The organism is Chryseobacterium sp. HR92, assembly GCF_045689405.1.
Taxonomy (GTDB): Bacteria; Bacteroidota; Bacteroidia; order Flavobacteriales; family Weeksellaceae; genus Chryseobacterium; species Chryseobacterium viscerum_A.
Genome location: NZ_CP139139.1, coordinates 2,380,606 through 2,397,937 on the forward strand (window position 1 = coordinate 2,380,606; position 17,332 = coordinate 2,397,937).

Here is a 17,332-nt window from a genome sequence, read left to right on the forward strand (position 1 = left end):
AATAGGGTTGACAATCATCGGCATACGGATAACGAAATCATTATGAACAAATGACACTGTGTATTAGTTAAATTGTATATTATTTTGGTTTCAAAGATTCACAGATTATATTAGATTTCACTATTTATCCCAGGTTGTGCTAAGCAGCTTCCAGATTATCTATGATTATCATTATAGCTCACAGTCGTTTCCTTAAATCCAGAAAAAAAGTGGCGGATTAAGGCTTAATTTAAAGATTTTTTAATCCGCCACTTTTGTAACTGCTGTTAGCAGATGTCTTCTCTATTTATTTAATTTTTCTAATTCGGGTAATTCACTTTTATATTTTTCAACATCCCAAATTAAATCCCAATTTTTAACATACTCAGAGATCGGACCTAAGCCAACTTCTGTTCTTCTTTTATCTACATTGTCAGGATCAGTTAATGGTAAAATATAGTAAGTATTATTACTTTGATTGATTCCTATCTGGCTTCCGTATATTTGTTTTCTACCTTCCCGAATTTCTATTCTATCAATTAGCAAAGCTAAAGAACCAGCACTTGCATTTCCTTTTGTTACAGCTTCTTTCATCATTGGTAAATATTTTTTTTGCGTTTGCAAATCTGAATGCTGAATAACAAGAAATAATGCACTGTTGGCTTGTGCGCCTACTTTGTCTTTACCTACCCAGCCTTTTTCATCCAATATTTTTTTTACTTTTAATAAGTTAATGGAGTCTTTCTGATTGGTTATTTTCCAAAGTTCATTCATTTCTTTAGAATCCTGACCGAATTTTTTTTGAGTTTCATTCATTTGCATTCTATATTTTTGGTCTTCTTCAAGAATTGTCAATAATTCAGCCTGCAATGGTTTGTCATAATTTGCTTCTAGTAACGCTAATTTTTTTTCTAACTTTTCAATTGTTTTCCCCCACTCTTTTTTTGAATGTAAATTTTCTAAATCAGTATCGGAATTTAAGTGCTTTAGATTTGTCCACCCTTTTTCTATTGATAAGTTCAACCATTTAAATGCTTGTTTTGTATTTCCTGCTAAAGAAGATGAGCATGCGCCATTATATAAGTGGCTTGGATTTTCGCTTTCAATTTTAAAAGCTTTATTATATAAATCAGTAGACATTTTATAATCTTTTGTTCTATATAATTTATCAGCTTCACTTATTAATTTTAAATATTCTTGAGCATTAATGCCTGTGAATAAAAATAATAATAACAAAGTATAAATAGTATTCCTCATTTTTTCTGTATTTAATTGCTAAATTTTAGATGGTTATTATGCTACTAATATAAAATTTATTTTGATGATTGGATTGTTAAGAGATCACAAAAAAAAATTATCCTAGGTTTCCGGAGGATTGACGAATTTTTTGTTTTACTATTTCTGTTTTTTCTATTAATTATACTAATATGAACAAATTACATTGTGTATTAGTTAAATAAAATATGTATTTAATTTCAATCATCTTTTCATGGTAACAGAAAATCAATTATTTATAAAATTCTTCATCAGTTACAGGTTCCAGCCACATTACTGCACCTTTGTCATTATCTGAAATTGCCAAATGAACAAGATGACTGTCTGGACTTGCACCATGCCAATGCACAACATTTGGCGGACATTTTATAACATCACCTTTATGCAATATTTTTTTCATTTGACCTTTTTCCTGATAATACCCAATACCGTCAGTTACAAGTATAATCTGCCCTCCAGGATGCAGATGCCATTTGGTTCTTGCTCCTGGTTCAAAAGTTACATTACCTATGCTTATAGTAAGTAATTGTTCATCCTGACCAAGCATTTTCAGCCAGACGTTACCTGTAAAATTGTTGTTGGTTACTTTCTCGCCTTTTGGGAAAATATAGGTCTTTCCCCCTTCTAATATGGACTTAGTACAACAACTTGATAAAAGTAACACTGATAGAAGTAATATAACTACATGTTTCATCTTAATATTAGAATTTTCATTGGTTATAAATTTTTTTCAAAGAATTCAGTTAGTTTATTCACTACTTTTTCTACATATTCTGGTCTCCAATACGTTTGGATATGCGTTGCACCGTCAATAATAAACAATTCTTTCTCTTTTGCATTTACCGCTTTTGGAAATGCTTCATCTGTCATGTACTTGGTATCTGCTTTACTGCCTGCAATCATCAATAAAGGTTGATTGATTAAATCCATATTCTCTGCAGCATCCCAAGTCATTAAATCCAATAAATTACTAGTAGGATACAAGAAAGTTGAATTTGGGTGAGCATTGGTTCTGTAGTAATATATATATCCTTCACGATACAGGTCGGTACTAATTTTCTGGATTTCTTCATCCGTAATACTTGCCACACCTGAATATATTATTTTACCGCCTGCTGCTTCTTGAGCTCTCGCATCAGAAGCTTGTTTTAATCGTTCCTGTATTGTATTCAATCCCGAATTCAGAAATCCGTTACGTCTAACCTCCCCTGAATTGAACATACTTAAAGTAGCAACCACCTTAAATCTTTTGTCAGATTGAGTGGCTTTTAAAGTGTAACCACCACCGCCGCAAATCCCGAATGCACCAATACGGTTGATATCAACTCCGGGGTATTGAGAAATAAAATCTGCCATTCCGTGGATATCTTCTGTTCTGAAGACTGGCTTATCTGTATGGCGGGGTTCCCCACCACTAGCCCCCTGATAAGAGCCATCTGCGGCAATAGTAATGTAACCGGCTTCTGCCAATCGCTGTGCATAAAGTCCTGCTGTCTGTTCTTTAACGCCACCATTTGGATGTGCAACAGTGATTGCTGCATATTTTTTTGAAGGGTTATAATTTGCCGGAGTGTAAACATTAGCAGCAATATCAATTCCATTCAATTTATATTTTACAGGGTGAATATTTACTTTTCCTGCTACATTTTCTGTAATTGCATCATCATAAGCCAATCCGAAAGGATTACTATGTTGGATCACTCCAGTTTTTTCCATTTTTGTTTGATTAATTTTTTTCGTTTGAGCATTAATACTTAAGCTTGTCGTAACCGCGATTAATGCTGCTATTGATATCGTAATCTTTTTCATTTTTTTAACTTATTTAGTTCTATTTTTTAAAACCTGGTTCAAGATCATTTTAGCTGCATTTGATTTTTCTATACTAATGGTAGAACTGATTACGGTAACAAATTCATTCAACTGCTCCGGTGACCATCCTAAGTTTAAAGAAATACCTAAATGAGATTGTAACATCGGGTCTGCATCACCAATAGCGGTGATTACAGAAATCGTAGCAAGTTCCCTTTGAACATACGTCAAAACATCTCTTTCAAAGATATCTGCGAATAAATGTTCCTTTAAAAATGTATCTATTGCTGGAGCAAAGGCTGAATAACCCGAAAGTTTATCTGGCTGCTGTGCTCGGGTAAGCTCTTCCAGAATTTTCTTTCCTCGTGCGTACTTGCTATTATTATTTCCTATAATTGAAGCTGCTTTTCCAATATTATCATTAATACCTTTTGCCTTCCTTTCCTCAAGAACTTCCATAAAACTCTGTAAGCCTCTTATACTTCTTGGAAAACCACAATAGGCATAAGTATGTATTAAAATTTCTTTTATTTCATTAATGGTCAGACCTGACTCAAGACCGGAGTTTAAGCTGCCTTTTAATTCTGGTAATCTACCTTGTGCTGTAAATGAGGAAATGGTAATGATATTTTTGTCTTTTTCACTTAAATGACTCCTTTGTGTTGTTAATCGCTGCGCTTTCATACCGGTTGTAAAAAGTGAAATACTCATTATTTGTATGATTAGAATGAAATACTTCAATTGTTTCATTATTTTACATTTAAAGGTTAATTACTTATCCAAACCTTTCTCTTTCAGCCATTTTGATAATAATTCTGCTATTTCTACATTGTTCAGATCTGACATTAGAAAATGGGTATTTCCCTTAATGCCCAATTCAGGAAGATGAACAATAGTAACATCACCACCGTGGCTATTGACAACTTTTGCCCATTGCCTTGCCATTGTCAAAACATTTCTCCAAAAATTTAGGGATGCTGCGTTGGTTTCTTCAGTTGGAATATAATCTCCGTAGTAAACTACAATTGGGATTTTGGTAAGCTTCATAAATTCATTCACTGGCACTCCCTTTCCTCCTCGGTTTCCTTCAGGTTCTTCACCTTCCGGAAAGGTGAATCCTCCAGGTTCGTTGGCAATAACGGCTTTTATATGTTCATTTTTAATGACTGTTTTCCAACCGGGAGAACCTCCTGCCGAATGTGTGAAAAGAATCCCATTTCCAGATTTATCCATAACTGAAGACATTGCATTTACAATTGTTGTCTCGTCTACATTTCCTGTATTGGGTGTCATCATACGGAAAAATTGATCCATAGAAATGCTGTCTTTTGGAAACTGAACACCCTCATTGAATTGGGGATATAATCCAATTCTAAATTGAGTGAACCAAGTCTGGTCATCTGGCGTACCGCTAATTTGTCCGGGTTTTGTAGTCTGCCCAGCCTCTCCCCGACCTGGTTGATCAACGAGATATATACTATAACCTTTTCTTAAAAAAATATTTGCAAAACCTTCTCTTCCATCCGCTGTGGTCTGCCAGCTTCGTCTAGATTGTCCGTAACCGTGAAGGAAAACCATCGAAAGTTTTTTAGGTTTTACCGGAATTTGATAAAAAACATCGGCGTGGTCTCCGTGTCTTGTTTGTCCGCCTTGGGGCACATTCCATGGTTTTAACGGATCGAAAACACCTTCACTTTTGATAACTGAGCCTCCGGCTGAAAAATTACCTTGTGATACAATAGTAATGGGTTTTTGTACCACCTTATTCTGTGCCTTAGCAATTAAATTTGATACTAAAATTAAGATGATTAAGCTTAAATATGTTGTCGTTTTATTCAGCATTACTCCTTTTTTAAGTTGAATATCAAAAGGAAAGAAAACGAGTGCAATTTTCTTTTGATACTATTTTTATTGATGAAGTTTGATTACAAGTCCAATTTTCTTTCACTTAGCCATTTAACCATATTGGGGTCTCTGTGATCAAAAAATAAGCTTGAGGCAGTGTCTAAAGTTGCGATAGCATCCATATCTTCAGAAGAAAGTTCAAAATTGAAAATATTGAAATTCTCAGCCATTCTTTCTTTTCTTACAGATTTTGGAATGACAATTACATTTCTACTCGTCAGCCAGTTCAAAATAACCTGAGCTACAGATTTGTTGTATTTTTCAGCAATTGTTTTTAAAACTTTATTATTAAAAATATCATTCTTTCCTTCTGCAAAAGGTCCCCAGGATTCAATCTGTACATTATTTTCAATTAAGAATTTTTGTGTTTCAACCTGTTGATGGAATGGATGGGTCTCTATTTGATTGACCGCTGGCGTAAATCCACTATTTGAAATCATATCTGCAATTCTGTCTGGATGAAAATTAGAAACTCCTATGGCTCTTATTTTACCTGAATGATATAATTCCTGCATTGCTTTCCAGGAACCGAAAATATCTCCGTAAGGCTGATGAATCAGATATAAATCAAGATATTCCAATTGAAGTTTTTTCAGTGACTTCTCAAAGGCTTTCAAGGTTTTTTCATATCCTGCATCCTGTACCCAGAGTTTTGTCGTAATAAAAAGTTCTTCTCTAGAAACACCACTTCTTTTGATTGCATTTCCTACCGCTTCTTCGTTTCCATAGGACGCTGCTGTATCAATCAATCGATAGCCTGTTTCAATGGCTTCAACAACTGCTTTTTCACATTCTGCTAAATCAGCAACCTGAAATACTCCAAATCCTAAAACCGGCATTTCAACACCGTTGTTCAATATTACTTTTTTCATTTTTTATCTTATTTAATTATACTTCGCAAAAACTAAAAATTGGATAATCAATTTGTTACTGCAAATTTCCAATCTATTGGCAAACCTATTGGTAGACAGATTACGGAACTTGTAACCAATATTACTGTTCTGGGGCAAAATGTAAAAAAGAGGTCATTTTTATCTTTAGATTTGCATTTGCATTATAATATGATACTGCTATGAGTCAATCAGTCTATTTTGAAACAGTGAATGATTATAATCATTTTAATAATCATGAAACACTTCACCCTTTGGTAAGTGTAATAGATTTTTCAAAAGCGCATAAAAGAACAGGATCTAAAATGTATTTTAACCTGTACTGCATTTTTTTAAAAGATGTGAAATGTGGTGATCTGAAGTATGGCCGGGCAACTTATGACTATCAGGAAGGAACATTAGTTTTTGTTTCTCCAGGCCAAGTTGTTGATGTGGAAAATAAAATAGATATCTACCAGCCTTTGGGGCATGGATTAGTATTTCATCCGGATTTAATTAAAGGGACTTCTTTAGGTAAGGGTATCTCTGAATATGGCTTTTTCGGATATCAAACCAATGAAGCGTTACATCTTTCTAAAAAAGAACAACAAATGGTTTTGGAAATGTTTGCTGATATTCAATTTGAATTGAGTCGACCAGTAGATAAACACAGTAAAAAAGTTATAACATCGAATATTGAACTTTTTCTCAATCATTGTGACCGTTTTTATGATCGTCAGTTTATTACCCGGGAAAATGTCAATAAAGGTATTTTAGAAAAATTTGAAGAATTGCTAAACAATTATTTTTCATCTGAGAAACCTAATACTGTAGGGCTTCCATCTGTGGCATATTGTGCAGACGAATTACATTTTTCATCCAACTATTTTGGAGATCTGATCAAGAAAGAAACGGGGAAAACTGCACAGGAATACATACAAAATAAAATTATTGATGTAGCCAAGCAAAGAGTATTCAATATTGATAAATCCATTAGTCAGATTGCTTATGAATTAGGTTTTAAATATCCACAGCATTTTATTCGGCTATTCAAGCAGAGAACAGGTGTTACACCTAACGAATTTCGGAATTTAAATTAAAGTTTAATTAGTCATTTTAATTCAATGATTTCAGAGTAATATTTTTTCCATTCAATCGCTAAATCAACTTTGTCCATCCGTTGTAATATACTTTCCAAATCATACTTGCTATGATTTCTTTCATCATTTAATAATCTGTTTATTGAAGTTATGACAAACTTTTTATCGTGTTCGTTTTGGGACAATAAATACCAAAACCACCCAATAATATTATTTCCTAAGTGATCTTTATAACTTGAAAAATAAGGGCATAGCTCGAAATAAAGGTCAACATAGCATTCAGAGAGTTTGTCTTTGTTAACATGAAATACAGGTTTTTCATATTCTATTAAAGTTTGCTGGATAATTACAGTTATTTCTCCTTCGCAATTATAAAACTCTGTTTTATAAGAAATATTACGCTTTCTGAAATTTCCATTCCTGTAAAAGAAATCATTATTAATAAGAATAATATTTCCATCACTATCATATTCAAAACTATCGTTTTTTCCACCTGCCCATTCTGATTTCATTTTCCCGTTTAGATACCAACTTTTATAACTTACATAATTTCCATTATCAAAATAGCTTTCTTCGGCTAATTGACCATTATCATAATATTCTACAGATTTCCCATGAGCATTGCCATTCTTAAATTGAGTTACTGTATTTTCATCTACTAATGTTCCTGTAAAGGGCTCTCCTTTATAGTACATATACGTGTAATAATCTTGAATGTTAGCATCAAAATCGGATTCATTATATTCTATAACTGGCTGCATTATTACTTTATTTATCAAGGTCTGCAATATACTCTTTAAAGTTTGATATTTTAACAACTCAAAAAAAGCTCCAAAATGCAAAGACTTTGGAACTTAATTAATATTAGGAAGCTATAACAAATAATGATTTAAAAAATCTTCGGCTGTCTTTAAATGACAGCCGAAGAGATACTATTGATTTATATACTGATTTTCACGCCTGCTGAAATATTAATTCCAGGAAGTGGGCTTAGAAATTTTAACTGAGAGTTCTGGAGTCTTGCCTCGCTGTTCAGGAGATTATTTCCAATAATATAATATTCCAGATCACCAATGCCCAGACTGCTGTCCTTATAAGAAATGCGGGCATTAAGAAGTGAAAAAGCCGGCATTGGAAGTTCAGGATTAATATTCTTTCCTAAATATTTTTGTTGTAAATAATGATCTAAACTGAGATTCAGGCTGAAGTTCTGCAAAGTCCCTTCCAGATTGAATCCAAAACGGCTTGTAGGCATATTAGGCATATAATCACCATCACTCCATTTCCTTATGGAGCTGTCGGCAACACTTATGTTTTTTACCAAATCATAATATCCGCCTATCTCCCACTTTCCTATTTTTCCAAAATCTGCTTTATAAGCGGCTTCTGCTTCAATGCCGTTGATTTCCGTATCATCGGAACGCCATTCTTTTACAAGAAAAACTTCTCTGGAAATTCCGGTGTGGGCAAGGTAAATATAATTTTTATAAGAAGTATGATACCAGTTGGCCGATACGCGGAGGTTCTTCAGGTTTAAGCCTCCTCCTATTTCTACCGTATTGGCAGTCTCTTTATCCAGTTTGTCATCACCATTTTCTTCGGTAAGAATAGCAAAATGATTGTTTCCTGAATACAGTTCATTCACTTCTGGTGCTCTTTCGGAATGGTTGTATTGTACTTTTAGATACCCTTTTTTAAAGATATTCCATTGAGCAGAACTGTGGAATTGATGAAGTGTAAAATCTCTGTCACTGAGTTTCCCCCCGGAAAGCCCCCGGCTTCTGACATACTTATTATCTGCTTCTGCCCTTCGTTGTACGTGATCGTTTCTATATCCAAGATCCAGCTGAATACTATTAAAATCAAGATGCTGCATCGTAAAGACTCCAATTTCGCGACTTATATTGTTGGGTAAATATCTCTGGCCACCACTTCCTTCCATATCCCTGTATTGTATTTCAAGACCTGTAGTTCCCATAAGAAATTTTAATTTTTGCTGTGTGATCTCCAGACGTCCATTGTGTTGGTTCACAGCAAACATGTTGGCTCGGTAACGGTCCAGAAGTTCTGCGTTTTTTGAGAATACACCCATATAATTTAGCTTGATACTGGAAATTGGAAAATTGGAAAATTTGTAACCTGATTCAAACATCGCTTTATGAGATAAACTCCTTATATTGATAGGAAGATACTCTATTTTTTGCTGTGGCTTTCCATGAGTATGTTTTGGGATTTTAGGGATTGCATAGCCCGGAACACCAAAATATGAATAAGAATTCTGATAAGCTCCTCCTGCATACAATGATTTCCCTATATAACTGGTTCCTACATAAAATGAATTACTTTCCGAATGACTATTGGGAATAACTCCATCTTTTGTCTCTACATAATCTTTGATTCCGTTTACTTCACTTTTGTAATGATCTGTAGAAGGATCCTGGCCGGGAATATACAGGTCGTTCTTTGGATTAGGATAAGTTTTACCGTCTGCAGGATTATAATAGGTGGGACTGAATGTATAAAGATCATCTTCAGACAGCTCATAGTCTATCATATGATCTTTAGCGAACTGGCTGATGTAGGGGAAAAGGCTCTTGTTGAGTACCCGTCTTGAATTTACATTTATCTGGCACAATGACTGCAAAATACTGTTGAAGCCTACCAGATTGGGATCATAACATCTGCTGTCTTTTGATTTTCCGGGAATTCTAACTATTTCCTGCTTCTGATTGGATGCTCCTATAGTCCACACCCAGTTTTTAGCAATGATACCTTTAGCAGAAAAGGCTTGTTTCTGCCCACTATTGCTTCCACCTTCCAAAAGTCCTCTGAGATTTATCTTTTTATCCGGTAATTGTCTGGCAATATAATCTGTTTCAATATCTATCGCTCCTCCAATAGCTTTTCCTCCATATAAAACCGATGCAGAGTTTTTGTAAATAGTAATATTCTGAACAGCATTCATCTCTATATCAGTATTAAAATCCGGGCTTATTCCGGAAAGATCATTAACTGCAGTACCATTTTCCAATATTTTTACGCGGTTTCCACTTAGACTTCGAATAACGGGAGCTCCAGCATTAGGACCATATCCGGAGTTCTGTATGCCAGGGATTTTGCTTAATGTTTCTCCTAATGTATTGGTTTGAATAAAATCTAGTTTTTTTCTTGAAATATTGACAGAGTTATAATTTGTTTTTCCCTGTACCTGAACAGGTTCTATATCCTTTACATTTTTTTTTTCATGGTTAATTTTCTGGGCTTTCAGAATGGAGGGTGAATAAATTAGCGAGCTTCCCAACAAAAAATAAAAGGTCCTTTTCATGTGCATATACTTTAATGATCCGGCAAAGCTAGACAATTAAATTCATTAACGCAACATAGTTGCTTTAATTAGTTTTTATAGTAAAGAACATAAGACGAGTCTAAATAATTGATTTAAAGTATTTTAAATTGTATTTTATTTTCTGTATGGATATAAAAAAATCCGCTCTGAAAAGAGCGGAATGATTTTTAATGTCTATTCTTACTGATTAGCAAGTAGAACCACACTCAAGTAATTTGATGTGGATTACACCATTTACAACACATTGTGTTTGGCATAATGCGTTAGTTACGACAGTGCTTACACCACCAACTACACCACCAACAGTAGATCCTACGCCAGTAACTACACCACCAACGATAGTACCTACTCCGCCTACTACTCCACCAACTACACCTCCTAGTCCACCTAGTAAAGTACCAATTGGATCTAGTAATCCATTACCTGAAATAGCTTTTAACTCGTTTCTGTCTAATTTTTTTAAGTTTTTCATAACTATAATTTTATATGATTATTACATCACGAATATATGAATAATAATATTACAATTGCAAATTATTTTCAATAAATTAATTATATGTTTTTATTATTTAATATTTCATTAATATATATGTGTTTTAATAAAAATATCATTTTCACTTATATGTGATTGATTTACTAAATGTTAAAAATAATAACTCAATTTGTGAAATTTAGAGTTATTATTTATGTACTAAATTCAATTTATTAATGATTATTGTTTAAACTATGCAGGGCCTTCTATATTTGTTCAAAAATCAGCTTTCAGCATGTTAAAATTGACCGTTCAGATGTGAAAATTTTTTCCTTTTTAGTGAAAATGGAGACCGAACCAGTTAAATTTCCTTATATCTTATAGTAAAACCTGCTCCGGTGGTTGGTAACGCTCGCAAATTTTGTATTTTTGCTTACATACTTTTATCAATGTCAATTTTTTCAAATAATATACGCTTCTTAAGAGCCAAGAGAAAGCTCTCTCAACAAAATGTAGCCGATGAACTGATGATCTCCAGAGTCCGGTATTCAAAATATGAGAACGGAATATCTGAACCTCCTATCGAACTTCTTATAAAAATTTCTAAATATTTTCATGTAAGCATTGATCTTATGCTGTCCGTAGATATCCAGAAGTACCCTATAGATGATATGCTGAAACTGCCGGACAACAGAATTGTTCTTCCGGTAGCGGTAGATACCCATGGAAATGATACGATAGAGATTATCCCCCAAAAAGCTTCTATGGGATATCTTGAAGGTTACAGTGATGTAGATTATATTGAGAGTCTTCAGCGTATTGCTCTTCCCTTTCTTACTAATGGAAAATACAGGGCATTCCCTGCAGATGGAGATTCTATGCCTCCATTCAGAAACGGTTCCTATATTGTAGGAAAATATGTGGAAGGAATCAATGATTTGAAACAGGGGAAAACCTATGTTTTTGTAACGCTGAATGACGGGATTACCTATAAACGTTTTAAGGAAAGAAAAGAAAACTCAATCTGTGTAAGCGCTGATAACTCTTTTTATGAGCCTTATGAAATTCCGTTTGAAGAAGTTGTAGAAATCTGGCAGTATGCTTCAGGAATTTTTCCGGAAGATTTCGAGCCTGGTGACTATGAAAGTTATAATTTTAAAGAAATGTTCCGTGAGCTGAGACAGGATATCAGAGATCTTGATAAAAAGGTTTCCGGCCGCCGCAGAAAACAGTCTTAATATTACATTATAATATGCTCCTGATTTTATAAACCGGGAGCATATTATAATGTATACTACGATCTTGCTGTTCCTGAGTTATAATTTGTCCATTAGTTCAATCCACACCGGAGCATGATCGCTGCTTTTTTCCCAGCTGCGTACATGGCTGTCTACTCCACCGGAAGCTAATCGGGGCTGAAGATAAGGACTCAATAAAATATGGTCCAGCCTTATGCCTGCATTCCTGTCATAAGCTTTATATAAATAATCCCAGAAGGTATAGACTTTTTCATCCGGATAAAGACTTCGTATTGAATCAAGCCAGCCTTTTGTCTGGAGATCTTTAAAGGCTTTTCTTACTTCTGTTCTGAATAGAGCGTCATTTTCCCAGCGTTCAGGTTTGTAAACATCAATAGGTTGAGGAATAATATTGAAATCGCCGATCAGGATGGCTGGAAGTTCCATTGTGATGAGTTGGTTTGCCCTTCTTTTAAAACGTTTGAGCCAGGATAATTTATAATCAAATTTAGGCCCGGGATAAGGATTGCCATTCGGGAGATAAAGACAGCAGATAACCATTTTATCAATGATTGCTTCAATATAACGGCTTTGAATATCTTCCGGATCACCTGGTAAAGATCTTTGCACCTCCGTAATTTCTCTGCCCTTTGCCAGTATAGCGACTCCATTCCAACTTTTTTGCCCATTCCAGATAGCTTCATAGCCTGCTTTGTTAATTTCCTGTAAGGGGAAACGTTCCTGGGGTGCTTTCAGTTCCTGAAGACAGACAATATCCGGAGAAGCTTCTTTCAGCCATTTCAGCAAAACAGGCAGCCGTCCGTTGATTCCGTTGACGTTATAAGTTGCTATTTTCATGATAAAGGTTTTTTAGTACCGAAAAATTAAGGAATTATATCTCCATTTGCTATATTGGAGATGAAAAAAAATAGTAATTGGCATTATGAAAATAAAAAGTACCATATCACCGGATATGGTACTTAATGTATAAATTCTTTGTTGTAAGTTATTAACCCTTGGAGATAGTAATATGAACATTTCTATCAAAAACCTAAAAGTAAATATTTTGATTATCAGTAATTACTAGGATTAATGCATTAATTTGTCTTTTACTGGACTTTGCAAACTTCAGAAGCGAAAACATCTCCTTCAAATTGAGTTTCAATAATAGCACATTTCCCCTCTATCTTTTTGATTGTACAAAGATAACCACCATGAGAGTTAATATACTTGTCAGTTTCGTCATGCTGGCTTTTGGTAAGATCTAATAGTAATATATATTGGCAATTACTCTTCCATAGTAACTTATAGTATCTATCCTTCAATATCTTTTTATTTGTAAAAAGATCAAAAGTTTCTTCTACTTGAAAATCATTGGATCTTTGTATAAGATATCTTTTATTTGTTTTTTTATTCAATAATTCAAATTTCCCAGATTTAAAGTCTGAACAAGTAGAATACTCTGTGCCAATTATTTTCGAATTATCACAGACAAAAAAACTAGCAAAAACTATAAATATTAATTTCACGCAAATGCTTTTATTATGAAGATCAGCATATCTTTTTGATACGCTAATCTTGAGTTATTTTTAGATTGAGAGTTATTCCTCTTCATCCTGACGTATTTCAATATTTCCATCCTTCATTAGGAATCTGTATCCGAAAGGTATTGCTAAGTACTTTAAAATATCAGGCCGAGCAAATGCAACATGATAAAAATGCACCATTTTTAATGACTTAATATCATCATTGTAATCATCAGTGATAAGGTACCATCCACTCTCATCTTGAGGTGAATCATATCTAATTCCTTCAATATCCTTTCCTTCGTAAACACCATCTGATATAACAACTGATTGATTGAAGTTTGGAAAGAAAGGAATAAGATTCTGCTGCCAACATGTTTCACTTTGTAGCCTAACAACTGATATTGCCGTATCGCAACCTTTATTAAAGTTACTACCGTCAGAGTTTGCTTCATATATATCATAGCAGTTATCTTGATCCAGTCTAAATTGCAAAAGCCACGAATAATAGCCAATATTTTGATTTTCAGATATAATTGGTTTACTATCTACAATATAATCTATAATGTACTTAATAACCTCTATATAGTTTTCAGGTTGATTATCACCAATGGTAACTCTAATTTCTTTAGAAATATAAGAATCTAATCCTTCTGTATCCACGTAAAGATTATCTACTGCATTTATTTGAATCCCTTTGTATGTTATAATATTTTCCAATCAATTATGTTTATCGAAATGATTTTTAAAAAGAAGGCATCTAAAATAGATACCTTCTTTAGTTTTTAAAACCTTAGTATTAAGGCTCAAGAATATCTATTAATTCTTCATCTCCAATTTGCTTTGCAAAGTCTAAAGGAGATTTATTATTGTTATTTTTCGAATTTGGATCTGCACCAAAATCTTTTAATAATTTCACAATATCATAATAACCTCTTGCATTAAAGACAGCAACCCAAAGTGGATTATTACCATATTTATCATTCTTATTGATTTCGATAAGCTCATTGTCTAATAGTAATTTAGTTGATTCAAAATCATTATGAGCAGCACTATAATGTAATGGTGTTTTTCCATTTTGATCAGAGTGATTAATATCTATTTGACAACTTAATAAAAACTTCACAATATCAATTGCTTCAAATGCAATTGCTTCATGTAGAAGATTTCTCCAAAATCATTAATAAATTCATTAACATTGAAAGAGTTAATTTCACTTTCAGCACTATCCAATTCGTTTAGTCTTATAAATTGAAAGACATTATCAATATTATTGCTGTTCATATTTTCTCCAGTAATTTTTATAAGTAGTATTGGCTCTTAAAATTTAGGGTATTGAAATCAATACCCTAATGTATTACCAACATATCTGAAACATTACCAGAAATCACCATACATAAGCTTCCCTATTCAAATCCCAAAGATTATCTATCTCATTTTCTTCTAAAAAATCTTCAAAAGCGTTCCAGCCCTTTTCTTTTATCAATTCTGCTTCATCTTGATAAACAGGGATTATTAAAGGAAAAACAATTCCTTTATCTTCTAGTTGTAATTCTTGTAGCTCATCGTTAAAATAAAAAGGTAATGTAAAATACAATGAATTTATTTTTGTTTCTGAAGTCATTGTAAAGTCAAATGATAAAACATCACCTCTGCATATCCCTTTTTCACCATCAATTAAATATTCTGCAAAACTCGTTAAAAAAGAAGCTATTTCATTTTCATTATATTTTGCCATGCACACAAAAATAAATTCATAATAATACTCTATAAAATAGCGGTTCATTCCAAGTGTAGAATATGTCCTAATATCTTCAAAAGGAATATTATCATATAATGCAATCGTTACATTATATTTTCTATCATCAATATCTGCACCTCTAGATATTTCACCGATGTACTTTTCTAAATGTCTATTACTTTCATCTGTTTTGAAATCTTGAATAATTATTACCTGCACTTTATTGCCAGTTTTGAAATTAAATATTTAGGGTATTGTTTTCAATACCCTAAATATCATTAACAGATTTAGATTTAGAGATTGCTAGAATGTGTTTCAGAAAGACATGCTTCTTTGTAATCTAAAACCTTATCTCCAAATTGTATATCTAAATATTTTCGGATTTTCTTATAATCCACATTTTCAGGCACGTCAACAGCTATAATATGTTGATCATCTATTCCTTCCCAAGAACAGTCCATTTTTTCAATATCATTCGTTACATCTTTTATACTTTCCGTATTAAAAAATACAATTTGTATAGTACTATGTTCTGAAGAATGAATTAAATCCTCAAAATATAACTCTCCTTCATCATTTTCAACCGATACTATATCATTATATGCCAAATTAGGTGCAAAAAAGGGTATGTTTTTTATTTGATATTCCAAATCATTTTTCTTTTCGATCCACAGCTTTTCTTCAGCGATCTCTTGATTAGCATCATAGTATACAACTGTTACTTTGCCTTTCATTGCTTCAATATTCATGTTCTAAACAAGATTCTTCATAAGACCACATATTTCCTTCACCATCATCCAAATACTTTTTAATCGGTTTGTATGAAACTGCTTGTGGTACATTCACTGCTATGATATTTCTTTCAGAAAAAACCTCAGAATCACAGCCTTCCTCTTTCAGGTGACTTCTTATCTCTTCAATTTTACTTTCATAATCATTGTATACATAAATCCTTACAGTAGTATTACCTGAATTAGAAATAAAATCTTCAAAATAATATTGTTTATCATCCTCATCAAATTCCACTTCTATTATATCACCAAGAGATACTCTTTCGGCAACGAAGGGAATATTATCTACAATAAATAAACTGTTTTCAACCTTACACCATAGTGATTCAGTCTCATATTTATTTTCATCAATTTGCTGTACAAAAAAAACTTTTGTTCTATTTTCCATGTCTATTCTCTTTTATTACTCTTTTTAATATTGCAGTCTCTACACAAAACTTGACCGTTATTAGGTGTTCCGCTTCCTCCAAGAGATTCTGCTTCGATGTGATCAACCTGTGTTTCATTCTTATCCGGTACAACTCCTTTTTTTGATTGTTTTGCTGGAACGGTTTCAACCTTACATTTTGCGCATTTTGTTTTCCCTGCATATTTATGAGCATTTAAATCAATAACTACTTTCTTGCCAGCCTTAGTAAAGGGCAAATTAGGACGTGGTTTTTGGCTCAATTTTGCAGCTCTCTTTTCTAATCTTTGAAACTCCTTAACTGATTCAAAAGCTCTTAAAGCAGGAACTTTTCCTCCTTGTACCGTCAGCATTCCTTCGGGTCCGCCACTAACAGATAGAGCTATAGTGCCCCAATCAAGAGCACCATTTACGACTTTCTCTTTAAAGGATTCTTTAGGAACACCTGTAAGCAAAGTCATCCCGCCGTCTTCATCAACTACAAACTTATTTCTTACCGCATCATTGGTGAAAAAGTTAACTGTTCTGGCGACATTGTTGGCTACCGCAGCTCTTAGACTATTGATACCACCAATAGTTAATTCTGCAAATTCTTCAGGATCGCCAGGAAGACTTACTTCATTTACTTTTTTAGGCTCTAAACCTTCTAACTCCCTAGCATCAACTACTCTGTTTCCACTGAAGGCATATAGAGACCAGGTGTTATATGATTCCGCCAGTGGATCCACATTGAAGAACCTTCCCATTGCAGCATCATAATTTCTCCATCGGTAAGAACTCCATCCTGTTTCTAACTGTTTTTCCTGTCCCTGAGAAGAGTATCCATAGCTTGGGGTTACACTCTCTAAGAATAAAACAGATAACCTTTAGATTAT

General features: G+C 33.5%; 18 protein-coding genes and 2 pseudogenes. 2 read left to right on the top strand and 18 right to left on the bottom strand.

The window, feature by feature from the left end; genetic code table 11:
• Window positions 1-282: 282 nt before the first annotated feature.
• The 6 genes from SFA27_RS10735 to SFA27_RS10760 all read right to left on the bottom strand — a co-directional run bounded on the left by SFA27_RS10735 (window position 283) and on the right by SFA27_RS10760 (window position 5,840).
• Entirely contained in the window at window positions 283-1,236 is a 954-nt protein-coding gene (locus tag SFA27_RS10735; RefSeq protein ID WP_407298030.1) for a DUF6624 domain-containing protein, read from the bottom strand.
• Window positions 1,237-1,486: 250 nt separating this feature from the next.
• Window positions 1,487-1,948, bottom strand: a complete 462-nt coding sequence (locus SFA27_RS10740; RefSeq protein WP_407298031.1) for a cupin domain-containing protein — start codon at window positions 1,946-1,948, stop codon at window positions 1,487-1,489.
• 23 nt (window positions 1,949-1,971) lie between these two features.
• Window positions 1,972-3,063 (bottom strand): alpha/beta hydrolase, encoded by a 1,092-nt coding sequence (locus tag SFA27_RS10745; RefSeq protein WP_407298032.1) that lies wholly within the window; start codon window positions 3,061-3,063, stop codon window positions 1,972-1,974.
• Window positions 3,064-3,072: 9 nt separating this feature from the next.
• The gene (locus SFA27_RS10750; RefSeq protein WP_407298033.1) at window positions 3,073-3,813 is read right to left on the bottom strand and encodes a carboxymuconolactone decarboxylase family protein; all 741 of its coding nucleotides are present in this window, start codon (window positions 3,811-3,813) and stop codon (window positions 3,073-3,075) included.
• Between the two features lie 21 nt (window positions 3,814-3,834).
• A complete protein-coding gene (locus tag SFA27_RS10755) occupies window positions 3,835-4,905 on the bottom strand; it encodes an alpha/beta hydrolase (protein WP_407298034.1) in 1,071 nt (356 codons plus the stop codon).
• An 83-nt stretch (window positions 4,906-4,988) separates the two neighbouring features.
• Window positions 4,989-5,840: an aldo/keto reductase gene (locus SFA27_RS10760; RefSeq protein ID WP_407298035.1), complete on the bottom strand. Its 852-nt coding sequence runs from the start codon at window positions 5,838-5,840 to the stop codon at window positions 4,989-4,991.
• Window positions 5,841-6,040: 200 nt separating this feature from the next.
• Between SFA27_RS10760 and SFA27_RS10765 the strand changes: the two genes are divergently transcribed.
• A complete protein-coding gene (locus tag SFA27_RS10765; protein WP_407298037.1) occupies window positions 6,041-6,937 on the top strand; it encodes a helix-turn-helix domain-containing protein in 897 nt (298 codons plus the stop codon).
• Window positions 6,938-6,948: 11 nt separating this feature from the next.
• Here SFA27_RS10765 and SFA27_RS10770 read toward each other — a convergent pair whose 3' ends face one another.
• From SFA27_RS10770 to SFA27_RS10780, 3 genes are all read right to left on the bottom strand, one after another.
• Window positions 6,949-7,698 (bottom strand): hypothetical protein, encoded by a 750-nt coding sequence (locus tag SFA27_RS10770; RefSeq protein WP_407298038.1) that lies wholly within the window; start codon window positions 7,696-7,698, stop codon window positions 6,949-6,951.
• A gap of 179 nt (window positions 7,699-7,877) precedes the next feature.
• Window positions 7,878-10,262, bottom strand: a complete 2,385-nt coding sequence (locus SFA27_RS10775) for a TonB-dependent receptor (protein ID WP_407298039.1) — start codon at window positions 10,260-10,262, stop codon at window positions 7,878-7,880.
• Window positions 10,263-10,470: 208 nt separating this feature from the next.
• A complete protein-coding gene (locus SFA27_RS10780) occupies window positions 10,471-10,755 on the bottom strand; it encodes a bacteriocin-like protein (RefSeq protein WP_047374658.1) in 285 nt (94 codons plus the stop codon).
• 449 nt (window positions 10,756-11,204) lie between these two features.
• On the opposite strand from SFA27_RS10780, the gene SFA27_RS10785 reads away from it, so the two are divergent.
• On the top strand, window positions 11,205-11,993 hold the full coding sequence (locus SFA27_RS10785; RefSeq protein WP_407298040.1) for a helix-turn-helix domain-containing protein: 789 nt from the start codon (window positions 11,205-11,207) through the stop codon (window positions 11,991-11,993).
• Window positions 11,994-12,071: 78 nt separating this feature from the next.
• Here SFA27_RS10785 and xth read toward each other — a convergent pair whose 3' ends face one another.
• The 9 genes and pseudogenes from xth to SFA27_RS10830 form a co-directional block, all read right to left on the bottom strand.
• Entirely contained in the window at window positions 12,072-12,851 is a 780-nt protein-coding gene (xth, locus tag SFA27_RS10790; RefSeq protein WP_407298041.1) for an exodeoxyribonuclease III, read from the bottom strand.
• 251 nt (window positions 12,852-13,102) lie between these two features.
• Window positions 13,103-13,522, bottom strand: coding sequence for a hypothetical protein (locus SFA27_RS10795; RefSeq protein ID WP_407298042.1), 420 nt, complete (start codon window positions 13,520-13,522; stop codon window positions 13,103-13,105).
• Between the two features lie 72 nt (window positions 13,523-13,594).
• Window positions 13,595-14,239, bottom strand: coding sequence for a hypothetical protein (locus SFA27_RS10800; RefSeq protein ID WP_407298043.1), 645 nt, complete (start codon window positions 14,237-14,239; stop codon window positions 13,595-13,597).
• 79 nt (window positions 14,240-14,318) lie between these two features.
• Window positions 14,319-14,678, bottom strand: a pseudogene (locus SFA27_RS10805) (ankyrin repeat domain-containing protein); the annotation flags it as partial.
• A gap of 228 nt (window positions 14,679-14,906) precedes the next feature.
• Window positions 14,907-15,479, bottom strand: a complete 573-nt coding sequence (locus SFA27_RS10810; protein ID WP_407298044.1) for a suppressor of fused domain protein — start codon at window positions 15,477-15,479, stop codon at window positions 14,907-14,909.
• Between the two features lie 74 nt (window positions 15,480-15,553).
• The gene (locus SFA27_RS10815; RefSeq protein WP_407298045.1) at window positions 15,554-16,009 is read right to left on the bottom strand and encodes a DUF4265 domain-containing protein; all 456 of its coding nucleotides are present in this window, start codon (window positions 16,007-16,009) and stop codon (window positions 15,554-15,556) included.
• Entirely contained in the window at window positions 15,999-16,439 is a 441-nt protein-coding gene (locus tag SFA27_RS10820) for a DUF4265 domain-containing protein (RefSeq protein ID WP_407298046.1), read from the bottom strand. Before SFA27_RS10820 ends, SFA27_RS10815 begins: the two co-directional genes overlap by 11 nt.
• A gap of 2 nt (window positions 16,440-16,441) precedes the next feature.
• On the bottom strand, window positions 16,442-16,918 hold the full coding sequence (locus tag SFA27_RS10825; RefSeq protein WP_407298166.1) for an HNH endonuclease: 477 nt from the start codon (window positions 16,916-16,918) through the stop codon (window positions 16,442-16,444).
• Between the two features lie 192 nt (window positions 16,919-17,110).
• A pseudogene (locus SFA27_RS10830) lies at window positions 17,111-17,257 on the bottom strand (RHS repeat-associated core domain-containing protein); the annotation flags it as partial.
• Window positions 17,258-17,332: the final 75 nt, after the last annotated feature.